This is a genomic window from Streptomyces sioyaensis (genome assembly GCF_004122735.1).
GTDB lineage: Bacteria > Actinomycetota > Actinomycetes > Streptomycetales > Streptomycetaceae > Streptomyces > Streptomyces sioyaensis.
In genome coordinates this window covers 38,138-50,719 of record NZ_SDIF01000024.1, presented here as the reverse complement: position 1 = coordinate 50,719, position 12,582 = coordinate 38,138, and the positions used below count along the sequence as shown (strand labels likewise).

The 12,582-nt window shown below is 71.4% G+C and carries 11 protein-coding genes; 5 read left to right on the top strand and 6 right to left on the bottom strand.

Annotation, left to right across the window (positions count from 1 at the left end; genetic code table 11):
* Positions 1-9 precede the first annotated feature (9 nt).
* Positions 10-621, top strand: coding sequence for a DNA polymerase ligase N-terminal domain-containing protein (locus tag EST54_RS11540; RefSeq protein WP_129247518.1), 612 nt, complete (start codon positions 10-12; stop codon positions 619-621).
* A 73-nt stretch (positions 622-694) separates the two neighbouring features.
* Here the strand turns inward: EST54_RS11540 and EST54_RS11535 are convergent, their stop codons facing one another.
* The 3 genes from EST54_RS11535 to EST54_RS11525 all read right to left on the bottom strand — a co-directional run bounded on the left by EST54_RS11535 (position 695) and on the right by EST54_RS11525 (position 3,381).
* Positions 695-1,453 (bottom strand): MgtC/SapB family protein, encoded by a 759-nt coding sequence (locus tag EST54_RS11535; RefSeq protein WP_129247517.1) that lies wholly within the window; start codon positions 1,451-1,453, stop codon positions 695-697.
* A 172-nt stretch (positions 1,454-1,625) separates the two neighbouring features.
* Positions 1,626-2,051: a universal stress protein gene (locus tag EST54_RS11530; protein WP_244942497.1), complete on the bottom strand. Its 426-nt coding sequence runs from the start codon at positions 2,049-2,051 to the stop codon at positions 1,626-1,628.
* A 613-nt stretch (positions 2,052-2,664) separates the two neighbouring features.
* Positions 2,665-3,381: an alpha/beta fold hydrolase gene (locus tag EST54_RS11525; protein ID WP_129247515.1), complete on the bottom strand. Its 717-nt coding sequence runs from the start codon at positions 3,379-3,381 to the stop codon at positions 2,665-2,667.
* Between EST54_RS11525 and EST54_RS35870 the strand changes: the two genes are divergently transcribed.
* Positions 3,380-3,514, top strand: coding sequence for a hypothetical protein (locus tag EST54_RS35870; protein ID WP_275416021.1), 135 nt, complete (start codon positions 3,380-3,382; stop codon positions 3,512-3,514). The two genes, EST54_RS11525 and EST54_RS35870, sit on opposite strands and share 2 nt — an antisense overlap.
* On the opposite strand, the gene EST54_RS11520 is transcribed toward EST54_RS35870, so the two are convergent.
* From EST54_RS11520 to EST54_RS11510, 3 genes are all read right to left on the bottom strand, one after another.
* Positions 3,504-4,103: a hypothetical protein gene (locus tag EST54_RS11520; protein WP_129247514.1), complete on the bottom strand. Its 600-nt coding sequence runs from the start codon at positions 4,101-4,103 to the stop codon at positions 3,504-3,506. The two genes, EST54_RS35870 and EST54_RS11520, sit on opposite strands and share 11 nt — an antisense overlap.
* Positions 4,100-4,384 (bottom strand): hypothetical protein, encoded by a 285-nt coding sequence (locus EST54_RS11515; protein WP_129247513.1) that lies wholly within the window; start codon positions 4,382-4,384, stop codon positions 4,100-4,102. The genes EST54_RS11520 and EST54_RS11515 overlap by 4 nt, the downstream gene beginning before the upstream one ends.
* Positions 4,385-4,452: 68 nt before the next feature.
* Complete coding sequence (locus EST54_RS11510) at positions 4,453-5,664, bottom strand: WXG100 family type VII secretion target (RefSeq protein ID WP_129247512.1); 1,212 nt, start codon at positions 5,662-5,664, stop codon at positions 4,453-4,455.
* Between the two features lie 551 nt (positions 5,665-6,215).
* On the opposite strand from EST54_RS11510, the gene EST54_RS11505 reads away from it, so the two are divergent.
* From EST54_RS11505 to EST54_RS11495, 3 genes are all read left to right on the top strand, one after another.
* Positions 6,216-8,303, top strand: coding sequence for a SpoIIE family protein phosphatase (locus EST54_RS11505; protein WP_129247511.1), 2,088 nt, complete (start codon positions 6,216-6,218; stop codon positions 8,301-8,303).
* A 38-nt stretch (positions 8,304-8,341) separates the two neighbouring features.
* Entirely contained in the window at positions 8,342-9,310 is a 969-nt protein-coding gene (locus EST54_RS11500; RefSeq protein ID WP_129247510.1) for a cyclase family protein, read from the top strand.
* Positions 9,311-9,547: 237 nt separating this feature from the next.
* The gene (locus EST54_RS11495) at positions 9,548-12,406 is read left to right on the top strand and encodes a SpoIIE family protein phosphatase (protein WP_239012628.1); all 2,859 of its coding nucleotides are present in this window, start codon (positions 9,548-9,550) and stop codon (positions 12,404-12,406) included.
* The last annotated feature ends 176 nt before the right edge of the window (positions 12,407-12,582 follow it).

The following is a 12,582-nucleotide window of genomic DNA, read 5'->3' as shown; positions in this document are numbered from 1 at the left end:
GGCGGTCACGTGGGCGGCAACGACGGACTGACGGCGTACCGCGGCAAACGGCACTTCGACCGCACCCGCGAGCCGCGGGGCGAGCAGGCGGACGCCGGCGAGGCCCCCTGCTTCGTCGTACAGATCCATGACGCGAGCACGCTGCACTTCGACTTCCGGCTGGAGGTCGACGGCGTGCTGAAATCCTGGTCCGTCCCCAAGGGCCCCTCCACCGACCCCCAGGACAAACGGCTCGCGATGCCGACGGAGGACCATCCGCTGGAGTACCGCGCGTTCGAGGGCGTCATCCCGCGGGGCGAATACGGCGGGGGCACCGTGATCGTCTGGGACGAGGGCACCTACCGGCCGCTGGCCCGGAAGAAGAAGGGCCGCACGCTCTCGTTCGGCCAGTCGCTGGAGGACGGCCACGCCTCCTTCTGGCTGGACGGCCGCAAGCTCCGCGGCGGCTACGCCCTCACCCGGTTCCGTGGCGGCAAGGACTCCGGGGCACGCGAGGCCTGGCTGCTGGTGAAGGAGAAGGACGACCGGGCCGGTCGTGGCGGCACCCCCGACCCCTGGCGGGCCCGGTCGGTGCACAGCGGGCGCACCCTCCGGCAGGTGGCCGCCGAGGACGCCGACTGACGGAGCGCCCCCGGATGACCCCCGCATGACCCACGCATGATCCCCGCATGTCCGCAACCGGCGACGGACGGGCTCATTCCGGGCTGTCGCCCTGCCGTCCCAGCGTGACCCCGTACACCCCCGTCAGTTCGGACAGCTTCTCGACCAGCGCGTAAGGGGACGCCGTCCCCTCCATGCGGAGCACCACCTCGGCCGGGGCGCCTTCGTCAGCCGGTGCGCCTTCCTCGGCCGTACCCGTCTCCGTCCGGACGTTGGTGACCCGGAAGCCGCTGCCGGTACAGGTCTCCAGCAAGTGTCCGAGCACCCCGTGGCGTGAGCGGTAGCTGACGCGTAGCTCGATGCGGGCCAGGGACGGGGGCGAGGAGACCCGGTCCGACAGCTTCGGGAAGCCTCGGATGACCAGGAAGTGCACGGCCGTCGCGCCGATCGCCAGCAGCGGCAGGCCACCTCCACAGGCCATGCCGATGGCGCAGGTCAGCCAGACGGTGGCGGCTGTCGTCAGCCCCCGGACCGCGTCCTTCCTGACGAAGATCAGGCCGCCGCCGATGAAGCCGATGCCGGAGACGACCTGTGCGGCGACCCGGGACGGGTCGAGCGTCACGCCCGTGGTGCCCAGTACCGAACTGAAGCCATGGATCGACACCTCCATGAACAGCGCGCTGCCCACCCCGACGAGCGTATGGGTGCGCAGTCCGGCGCTCTGCTGTCTCGCCTGACGCTCCAGACCGATCAACGAGGACAGCAGCAGGGCCAGCGCCAACTCGGTGAACTGGCGCAGCCCCTGACCATTGTGGACGTCGAACAATGCGGCGGAGAGGTACGAGAAAGGCATATCGGCAATTCTCTCTCTGCTGTCCCTGCGTACGACTCGCCGCGAGCCGTGGGCAGTGGTGGCGGACGGCGTGCCGGCCGGCGTGACGGGCGGAGTGGCGCACGTGGGGCGGATCGCACGGCACGCGTGGGCAACTCCTTGCCGCTCGCAGTGCGTGGGCCACTCGCGGCACCTACACCCGCCGGCTCCGTTCGCCGACGACGACCACCGGGCACGGCGCGCGCCGGGTGACGTGCCGGCTCAGGGATCCGCCGAGCGCGCCCAGGATCCTGCGCCTGCGGCGGCCCACGACCAGCAACGAAGCGTCCCGCGCCGCATGGTGGAGCACACCGGAGGGGGTCCCGTACGCCACGGTGGCAGAGACCCGCGGGGCGTCATGCGCGCGGACGACCTCGCCGATGGCACCGTCCAGAGTCTGATCCGCCCGTACCTTCAGGTCGGCCGCAAGGTGCTGCGGTGCGTCGATCCAGCCGATCGAGCCGTACAGCGGCGGGTACTCCCAGGCCAGCACCGCGTGGACGGTGCAGTGGTCCAACTCCGCCTGGCGTACCGCCCAGTGCAGGGCATCCTTGGACGACTCCGAGCCGTCGACCCCCACGACGATGCACTCATGTCCGTCCGGCCGACTGTCACTTCCGCTCGGTTGATTGTCGCTTCCACTCGGCTGGATGTCGCTTCCGTTCGGCCGGGTGTCATGTCCGTTCGGCTGGCTGTTCATGGTCACCTCCGCAACTGGGCGTGCCCGGACGGTTTTCCTGGCATCGCCGGTTCGGTCGGCCGTGTCGTCTCTCTCCCCTCCTCGGACGTGCCGCGGGTGGGCGGGCCCGTGGGTGTACGGACCCGCGCGCCGCCCGTACCGAAGGCACGGACGGCGCGCCACCCTCACCTGGAGAAACGACGGCCTGAAACGTGGCGAGGAGGGCTGCCCGCTTCCCGCGGGCCCTGACTGCGCGGTGCACGGAGTCTCCGTTGTGCCGCATTCCCCGTGTTCCTCGCCCTGTGTTCCTGTGTTCCTCGTCATTTTCAGTAGAGCCCACCCAGCCGCCCAGGACCACGTCCGATCGGCCTGATCAGGGGGGCGACCGGTCCCGGTTGCGGGGCGGGGCCAAGTGCCCGCCCCGTCGGGCCCTTCGGCACCTTCCTCGGGCCCTACGTCCCGCGCGGCCGGGGCCCGGGCACGGCGGGGCCGGGCACGCCGAGGCCCCGGCCGGTCAGCCCCCGGCGATGCGCGAGAGCAGATCCGCTGTTGCCTCCGGCGCGGCGAGCATCATGTCGTGGCCGCACGGCAGGTCGTACGTCTCCCAGCCGGCGGCCAGGGCCTGTTCGTAAAAGCCCGTCAGGCTCGGCAGGGGCGGGGCGGTGTGCCGCACGTAGACCTTGCGGATCCGGTCGAGGGCGGAGGGGTCGTGGTCGACCCGGTCCGTCTGGCAGCGGAGCGGGAAGTCGGTCAGCCGCGGTGCGACCCATGCGCGCAGGTCGGGGTCGGTGACACCCCACAGGTCGAGGAAGTCCGGGCTCGCCGGGAGCCGCCACCCGTCCCCGGCGGCCACCGTACGGCGGTAGCGGGCAGCGGTCTCAGCGGGTTCGACGTCCAGCAGCGACTGCCCGGGACCGGCGAGGAAGGCGCCGAGGAAGACCAGGCCGGCCAGCCGGTCGCCGGCCCGCTGCGCCAACGGCCCGGCGAGGATTCCCGCGTAGCTGTGCAGCACCAGGTGCACCTCGCGCAGATCCTCGAACCAGAGCAGCTCGGTGAGATCGGCGAGGTGCGTCTCGACGCCGACGGAGGGCGTGAGCGACTGACGGCGTTCGCCCTGCCCGGTGAGGGTCGGGGTGAACACCAGATGCCCGGCTCGCTGGAGTCGCGCCCGTACCTCGCGCCAGGCCCATCCCCCGTGCATCGCTCCGTGGACGAGGACGAACGTCGCCATGGCTCAGAGCCTCTCCCTCACCGGCTGGACCACACCACCGGGCGCACCCCGCGGGGCGGCCTCGGCGATTGTGGCACCGATGACCGGCTGCCTCACGGACCGGCAGGGCAGCCGGGCCGCGCTCACTCCTTGAGGGGGTTGGAGACCAGGTCGACCAGGTTCTTGCGCGGGTCGGACGCGACATACCGGTTGAACTGCGCGAGGCAGGCGAGCACCAGGAGACGGCTGACGCGGGGGTCGTGCACCGTCACCTCGTACGCGGAACGGACTCCGGCGGGCCGGGAGAGCTCGAAGCCCTCGGACTCGTCCGAGCGGAACCGGAGGCGGTGCGAGAGGACGTTGTTGACCTGCACGGCGTCGAAGGCCATCCGCAAGGGGGAGGCATGACGCAGCCGGCTGCCGGCGCCCACCGGTGCGCCGGTCAGTTCCCCGAGGTCGTGCTGGGCGAACGTCCAGCGGTCCGCGCTGTTCGTGCGGCGGCTGTGCTCCACGGTTCCCACGAGGGTGCGGTCGGGCAGCCATGCCTTCCACTCGTTGATGTGGCCGACGCACTCGGTCAGGCCCGGTCCCGCGGTGACGGTGTAGGGGCGCAGGCCCTCGTAGTGCACCTCCCTGTGCACCCGGGCCACCGGCTCCCGCTGCCCGTCCGCCCGCACCAGGAAGGTGGTGTGGGTGCGGGCGTACTCGACGCTGACGGTGAAGGAGTTGAGTGACTCGATCACGGCCGGCCGCCCCTGTTCCGCCCGGCGTCCGGCCGGTTGGCGGCGTCCTCGGTGCCCGCCCGGCTCAGCCTGGCGATGAGGTGCTTGATGTCGTCCACCTGGGAACCGGCCCGGAGCTGCTCGTAGATTTCCCTGGTGACGTCGTCCTGGCGGGCGGTCTTACGCTCCAGCAGCTCGTCACCGAGCCGGTCCGTGGCCGCGATCCGCTCTTCGGCGGCGGGGTCCCGGGGCGGCTCGGGCGTCCCGGGATACGGGGAGTTGAGGGAGTGGTACGCGGACATGGTGCGCTCCTGGGAGTGGGAGGGTGAGAGGGGTGGCGGGCGGTGATCCCGGTGGGTCGGCCCGGTGTTCAGGCCGCGGGGAGCATGCCGATGCGGGCGGCGCCCGCGGTGGCGCTCCAACCACCGCTCTTCTCGAACTCGAAGCCCCGCCGTTCCACGTCGTCGATCAGGCTGTCGACGGTCGGCATCGGGGAGTTCAGCGCCTCGGTGACCTTCTTGACCGTGGACTCGATTCCCTTGATCGCCGCTTCGATCGCCTTGTAGATGCCCTCGATGACATTGATGATGGTGATGATCTTGCTGATGGTCTTGTACATCTCGTAGAGCTTGTAGGCCGAGTACAGACCGGCGCCGACGTCCGCCAGCGGGTCCTCGGGGCCGAGTCCGACGGCCTCGATGGCGGCATCCCCGGCCAGCATCTCCGCGCCCTGCTTGGCCAGTTGCTCGATCTCCTGCTGGATCAGGTCCTCAAGCTTCCGCAGGGCCTGGTGGACGAGGACGATGACGACGTCGTAGGCGTCCTTGTACGCCGTGGCCACGGTCTTGGCGGCGTCCCCGACGCCCCCGATGCCCATCGTCCAGCGGAACAGATAGGAGTCGAAGGCCGTACCGGTCTGCCCCTTCCACTCGCTTCCGAGGGCCCAGGAGCCCTTGCGCAGGGTTCCGGCGACGGTGTAGACGGCCTCGCCCACGGTGTCGTACGCGTCGTGCAGCGCCATCAGCCGGCCGTAGTCACCGGTCAGCGGCTTGAGGAGGAGTTCGATCAGGCTCTGGCCGGTGAAGAACTTGAACACCTTGTCAGCGGTCTTCAGTTCACTCTTCAGGCCCAGCATCATGAGCTGGTGGTGGATGTTCTTCCCGGTGACCTCCGCCGCGTTGGCCGGCTCCTTGAGGGAGACCGCCTCATCGGTGAAGTTGGCGGCCCGGGAGGCGCCCGGAAGGCTGCCGATGTTCGGGAAGTGGGAGATCGCTCCCGGGTATATGGAGTGCAGGTCCGTCATGGCCTGGTGATCGGCCGTGGCGTAGTCGCTGCCGGTCCGGTGGATCTTGTCCTCGATGACGCCCATGCCACGGTGGCACTGGGCGAGCTTGCCGGAGAAGTAGTCCGCGGTCGCCGGCACGAGCAGGCGCAGGGGCAGCAGCAGGCCGTCCAGATCGTCGTCCTTGCGGCAATGGTGACTGCTGTAGCTCTGGATGTCGGCGAGATGACCGGCCTGCTTGGACGTCAGGCCGGCGTACTCATGAAATTCATCCTGCGATGGCGCCTGAAATCCCGACATGAAGGACCCTCCCCGTTGGGCGTTGCATGAAAAGGCATCGGGTGCGGCGGTATCCGCACACACCCGGTGACGCGACGTACTCGTGTGCCCCGTGAGCCGAGGCCCATAGGGAGGTTAGGCACCGCGAGTTGCGGTCTGACCATGGGTTTCTTTTGTCGGAGTTTCCGCGGCCCCAAAGGTTGCTTAATTAACAATTTGCCGTTCATTTGCCTTACGGGCGGCGGACTCGCCGAGGGCTTTGCGTGCGCCCCCGCCCCGTGTCGGAAACTCGAATTTCCGGGCAAGGGAACAGGGCACATTTCAGAACTCACACGGCAGTTGTCCCGGGAAATCCGCGCGTCGCGTCCATTCCGAGCGCACGCCGCGCGGGCGCACCCGGCCGCGGCGCCGGCCGGTGCACGCCCGGACGGAGGTGCGGTCGGGCGCTCCAGGAGGACCATGGAAGCCGGAGCAGTCGCCGGGCAGGGCAGGCCACCGGACGGATACGTGGGCAGGCCACGGAACGGAGCGAGGGGAAGGGTCCCGGTCCGGCAGACGGAAGGAGTGCCGGGGTGAGCGCAGCCGACCTGCGTCCCGCTGACGCCGGTGAACCGGACGGAAGGTCGTCGCAGCCGAGCGGGCTGCTGGACCTGCTCGCCGTCGCCGCGGTGCTGGTGGACGACGAGGGGCGGATCGTGCTCTGGAGCCCGCAGGCCGAGGAGCTGTACGGCTACTCCGCCGAGGAAGCCCTCGGGCAGTACGCGGCGCCGCTGCTCATCCACCAGGAGCACTGGGGCCTGGTGATCAAGAAGTTCGCCGACGTCATGGAGACCGGCACGAGCTGGGGCGGCACCTTTCCCGTCCGGCACAAGGACGGTGCCGCACGGCTGGTGGAACTGCGCACCATGCGGCTGACGGACGACCACGGCGAGTTCTACGCGCTCGGGCTCGCCACCGACTCACCGACGCTGCGCGAGGTGGAGCGCGATGTCGCGCTGTCCACCCGGCTGATCTCGCAGTCCCCCATCGGGCTGGCGATCCTCGACACCGAGCTGCGCTATGTGGCCGTCAACCCCGCCCTGGAACGGATGCACGGCATCCCCGCGAAGGACCATCTCGGCCGGCACTACCGCGAGATCATGACCGCCGCGAAGTTCGAGGTGCCCGAGGCCGCGATGCGGCAGGTCCTGGAGACCGGGGCCCCCATGGTCGACCAGGCCACGGTCGTCGGCCGGACGCCCTCCGACCCGGAGCACAAGCACGCCTGGTCGATCTCGCTGTACCGGCTGGAGGACCCCCAGGGGCGCGTGCTCGGAGTGGCCGACCTGGTGGTGGACGTCACCGACCGTTATCAGGCGGCCATCGAGGCCACCGAAGCCCGGCGGCGCCTGGCCCTGGTCGCGGACGGCTCGGCGCGCATCGGCACCACCCTGGAGGTCGAGCAGACCGCCCGGGAGCTGGCCGAGGTCGCGGTGCCCGAACTCGCCGACCTGGTCACGGTCGATGTGCTCGACTCGGTCCTGGACGAGCACCGCCGGCCCCGCGGTGAGGGCCCCGCGGTCTTCCGCGCGCTCGCCGTGAAGGCCGCCTACCCCACCGTGGCGGTCCAGGCGGCCGACCCTCCCGGTCAGACCGCCGCCTACGAGGCCGACCGCCTGGCCACGCAGTGCGTGCGTACCGGGCGCCCCATCCTGGTCTCCCACGCGGACGGCGACGACCTGGCGCGCATCGCCCGCAGCGACCATGCGGCCACGTTGCTGGCCCGCGCCGGAGTGCACTCCTACCTGCTGGCCCCGCTCATCGCCCGTGGCCACATCCTCGGCTGCCTGGGGCTCACCCGGGCCCGCAACCCTCAGCCGTTCGACGAGGACGACCTCGCCCTCGCCGTCGAGCTGGCCTCCCGCGCGGCCGTGTGCATCGACAACGCCCGCTCGCACCAGAGCGTGCGCACCGCCGCCGAGACGCTGCAGCGCAGCCTGCTCCCCGACCACCCGCCGCACCTCCCCGGTCTGCAGATCGCCTCCCGGTACCGGCCCGCGCAGGCCACCTACGAGATCGGCGGCGACTGGTACGACGTCCTCCCGCTCGACGACGACAAGACGGCACTCGTCGTGGGCGACGTGATGGGCAGCGGTATCGACGCCGCCGCGACCATGGGCCGGCTGCGCACCGCCACCAGTGCCTTCGCCGACCTCGACCTCGATCCGGCCCAGGTCCTCCAGCACCTCGACAAGATCACCTCAGGGCTGGAGCACTACATCGCCACCTGCGTCTATGCGACCTACGATCCCCACGACGCCACCTGCCACCTCGCCACCGCCGGTCATCTGCCCCCCGTCCTGGTACGCCGCGGCAAGCACCCCGAACTCCTCGACCTGCCCACCGGCACCCCGCTCGGCGTCGGCGGCGTCCCCTTCGAAACCGTCACCGTCGGCCTCGACCCCGGCGACCAACTGGTCCTGTACACCGACGGACTGGTCGAAACCCGCCACCATCCCATCGACGAGCGGCTCGAAACCCTTCGCCGCCTGCTGGACGCGCCCGACCGCTCCCTGGAGGAGACCTGCGACCGGCTCCTGGCCGAGCTCCGGCGTCCCGACGATCCCGATGATGTGGCGCTGCTCATCGCCCGCACCCAGCCCTTCGGCCCCGGCTCGTAGCGCGGCACCCGGCCCGTCCCCCTTGGAGCGCTGAGCAGATGACCCGCCACCCCAGCGAGGCACCGACGCCCCCGCCGACCGGTACGGACAACGGGCCCGCCGTCTCCCGCCAGGAGTTCGACGCGCTGTTCGCGACGGTCCGCGCATGGGGCCGCTGGTCCCCCGCCGACCGCGGCGCCTGGAACCGGGTGACCCCGGACCTGGTACGGCGGGCCACCGCCCTCGTCCGTTCCGGCACGGTCGTCCCGATGGCCCGCCCCTGGGACACCTCCCCCGGACCGGACAACAGCCGGCCCGCCCTGCACTACATGTCCGACCTCGGCGACCTCGAAGCCGCCGAGCCGTCCACCCACAAGGACTTCATCGCCGTCGACTACCACGGCAAGGCCGTCAGCCATCTGGACGCCCTGTCCCACGTGGCCTACCGCGGGCAGCTCTACGACGGCCGCACGGCGCGGGACTGCGTCGACGCCGGAGGCGCCCGCTTCGGTGCCGTCTCGGCGCTGGGCCCCCTCGTGACCAGGGGCGTACTCCTCGACCTGCCGGCCGTTCTGGGCTGCCGGTGGCTGACGCCCGGACGGGCGGTGCACGCCGACGACATCGTGTCCGCGGAGCAGGCACTCGGCGTGACCATCGGCGCGGGCGACGCGGTGCTGCTGCGGACCGGCAGCCTCCGTCGCCGCCAGGAGGAGGGCGCCTGGGACCCCGGCGAGGCGAGCGCGGGGCTGCACGTGGACGCCATGCCCCTGCTGGCCGGGCGGGGTATCGCCCTGCTCGGCGGCGACGGCGACAGCGATGTCCGGCCCTCGCCGGTCGAGGGCCTGCATTCGCCGGTCCACGCGCTCGCCCTCGCCGCGATGGGCGTGCCGCTCCTGGACAACCTCGACCTCGAAGCGCTCTCCGCCGCCGGCGCCGAGGAGGGCCGTTACACGTTCCTCCTCGTGGTGGCTCCGCTGCACATCCCGGGCGGCACGGGCTCGCCGGTCACGCCGGTCGCGGTCCTGTGACGGCCGAGGTCACCGTCGTGATCGCGGCGGCGGGCCGGCCCGGTCTCCCCGTCGGCGGGAGCGGGGCCGAGCCCCGTGAGCCGACCGGCCCAGGCCCCTGCTCCCCCTCCGTCCACCCCGTCCGCACTCGCTACCGATATATGTACAAAGCTCTACAATTAGACCTGACGGTGCAGCTGCTCCGAACGGACGGACGGGCGGCCATAGCAGCACGTACCGATGTGGCAGGTGATCGGCATGGGGCTTGGGGCAGGCGACTTCGGCCCCGCACACGCCCGTGACCAGTTCCTTCACGGTGGGCCGGTCGAGGGGACCGTGCGCAGCCCGATCCTGAATTCATGGCAGCGTTCCCGGTCCCTGGGGCTCACCCCGGAGGGGTGCGAGCTCCCCTTCCGTCAGGACATCGATCTGGACGGCCGGCTCGTCCGTGCCGCCGGCCCCGTGCTGGACCGGCTCCAGGCCAGGTTCACGGGCAGAAACATGAACGTGTGCCTCGCCGATGGACACGGGGCGGTGCTGCAACGCCGCTTCGGCGAAGCCTCGCTGGTCAGACATCTGGCGGCGATCCAGAGCGTCCCGGGCTTCGTGTTCGCCGAGCAGTTCGGCGGGACGAACGGCATCGGACTGGCGCTGGCGGAACGGCAGCTGATCACCGTCTACGGCGCCGAGCACTTCGCCGAACGCTCGCAGACCAATGCCTGTGCGGCCATTCCCGTCCGGGACCCGCTCAGCGGACGCATCGAAGGCGTCCTGTGCTTCGGCTACCCGCCCACCGAGGCGGACGCGGCGCTGAACACCGTGATCAGCCGGGCGGCCGGCGCCATCGAACGACGGCTGCTGGACCAGAGTTCGATGCGCGAACGCGCCCTGCTGCAGGCGTACCTCGACGCCAGGAGCCGCGCCCCGTCCCGCGAGACGACGGGCAACGGTCAGTCCGATGAGGCAGCCGGGACCGGACTGGACTGGCGCGACGAGATGATCCTCAAGGAGAAGGCCGCGGATCTGATCGCCTCCGCCCAGCGCGCCGCCGTCGAGGTCTTCCTGCCCGGGGGCCGGCGGGCCACCCTGCTGAGCCGCCCGGTGATCAGCTCCTCCGGACTGGAGGGCATCGTCATCGAGGCGGTCCTCCCCACCCCGCATCGGCACCTCGCGGTCCTCACCGACGTCGGCGCCCCGGCCGGCGCCCTGGCGCCGCAGGCCGCCGCCCCCGCCGTTCCGCCGCCCGGGCCGCCCGGGCACCTTTACGCCACCGAACCCGGCCGGCCGGTCACGACCGCCCGCCCGCCGGGCACGGCCGGCACCACCGAACCGGCCACCGGCGGTGCGACCGGCGGGGTGGTGCTGATCGGCGAGCCGGGGGTGGGCTCGTACGCCGTGGCGGCCCGGCGCCGGCTGGAGCTGCTGTCCGAGGCCAGTACCCGGATCGGCACCACCCTGGACGTGAGCCGTACCGCCCGGGAACTCGCCGAGATGGCCGTCCCGCGGCTGGCCGACTACGTCACCATCGACCTTCCCGAGGCGGTGCTGCGCGGCGAGGAGCCGACCGACCTGCACACCGGCCTGCATCGCACGGTGGTCCACGGCATTCGTGCGGACTGCCCCTTCTACCCTGCCGGTGGACGGGTCACCCTTCGCCCGACCACCCCGCAGATCCGGTGTCTGACTGACCGTCAGCCCATCCTCGAACCCGATCTGACGGTCGCCACGGACTGGATCGCCCAGGACGCCGCACACGCCCGGCAGCTGCTCGACCACGGCATCCACTCCCTGATCGCCGTGCCCCTCCTCGCCCGCGGCATCGCCCTGGGCATCGCCAGCTTCTACCGCTCGCAGGACCCCGCCCCCTTCGGAGACGACGACCGTTCGCTGGCCCAGGAGCTCGCCACCCGCGCGGCCATCTGCGTCGACAACGCCCGCCGTTTCACCCGCGAACACACCGTGGTCCTCGCCCTGCAGCGCAGCCTGCTGCCGCAGCGCTTCCCCGAACAGAGCGCCGTCGAGGTCGCCCACCGCTATCTGCCGGCCGCATCCGGGGTCGGCGGCGACTGGTTCGACGTCATTCCGCTCTCCGGCACCCGCGTCGCCCTCGTCGTCGGGGATGTCGTCGGGCACGGGCTGCACGCCGCCGCGACCATGGGCCGGCTGCGCACCGCCGCGCGCAACTTCGCCGAACTGGACCTCCCCCCGGACGAAGTCCTCACCCACCTCGACAACCTCGTGGGACGCCTCGACCGGGACGAAGGCACCGAGGACGCCTCCTGCGACAGCACCGGCATCATCGGCGCCAGCTGCCTGTACGCCATTTACGACCCCACCTCGCAGGTGTGTGTGATGGCCCGGTCCGGCCATCCCCCGCCCGCGCTGGTCCGCCCCGACGGCACCGTCACCTTCCCCGACCTGCCCGCCGGCCCGCCCCTGGGCCTGGGCGGTCTCCCCTTCGAGACCGCCGCGTTCCACCTCCCCGAAGGCAGCCGGCTCGTCCTGTACACCGACGGGCTCATCGGCGACCGCCACCGTGACGTCGATACGGCCCTCGACCAGCTGCGCCGGGCGCTGGCTCACCCGGGCCGGTCGCCCGAGGACACCTGCGCGGAAGTGGTCCGGACGGTGGTGCCCGAGCACCCCGACGACGACATCGCCCTGCTCGTCGCCCGCACCCACGCCCTGGACCCCCGGCGGATCGCCACCTGGGAGCTGCCCGCCGACCCGTCACTGGTCTCCGGTATCCGCGCCGCCGTGACCCGCCAACTGGCCGCATGGGGGCTGGAGGAGGTCGTCTTCGCCACCGAACTCCTGCTCAGCGAGCTGGTCACCAATGCCGTCCGCTACGGCAACGGCCCCATCCAGGTGCGCCTGCTCCACGACCGCACGCTGATCTGCGAGGTCTCCGACACCAGCAGCACCGCCCCGCATCTGCGCCACGCGGCCAGCACCGACGAGGGCGGCCGCGGTCTGTTCCTCGTCGCCCAACTCGCCCAGGCATGGGGCACCCGCTACACCGCCGACGGCAAGGTCATCTGGGCCGAGTGCGCACTGGAGGCGCCCGGAAACGCCGACGCCACCGAGAAGTATTTCGACGACATCCCCGCCCTCTAGTGGCCCATCCGGCCGCAGCGCCCCAGCGGGCCGTACCATGACGGAATTGTCGATACCGGTACGAATGGCGCACCACGGAATCCCCCCACGCGCCGCCCGCACCGCCGCGGAACGCCCAACAGCGCGGCCCGGCCCGTCGGGACACGCAGGAAGAACCACGAGGCCGACCCCCGGAG

Bases quoted from the DNA above. Each gene is read 5' to 3' on its own strand.
- EST54_RS11535 (WP_129247517.1), bottom strand. From the start codon at position 1,453: ATGCCTTTCTCGTACCTCTCCGCCGCATTGTTCGACGTCCACAATGGT.
- EST54_RS11510 (WP_129247512.1), bottom strand. From the start codon at position 5,664: ATGTCGGGATTTCAGGCGCCATCGCAGGATGAATTTCATGAGTACGCC.
- EST54_RS11515 (WP_129247513.1), bottom strand. From the start codon at position 4,384: ATGTCCGCGTACCACTCCCTCAACTCCCCGTATCCCGGGACGCCCGAG.
- EST54_RS11495 (WP_239012628.1), top strand. From the start codon at position 9,548: ATGGGGCTTGGGGCAGGCGACTTCGGCCCCGCACACGCCCGTGACCAG.
- EST54_RS11525 (WP_129247515.1), bottom strand. From the start codon at position 3,381: ATGGCGACGTTCGTCCTCGTCCACGGAGCGATGCACGGGGGATGGGCC.
- EST54_RS11500 (WP_129247510.1), top strand. From the start codon at position 8,342: ATGACCCGCCACCCCAGCGAGGCACCGACGCCCCCGCCGACCGGTACG.
- EST54_RS35870 (WP_275416021.1), top strand. From the start codon at position 3,380: ATGGCTCAGAGCCTCTCCCTCACCGGCTGGACCACACCACCGGGCGCA.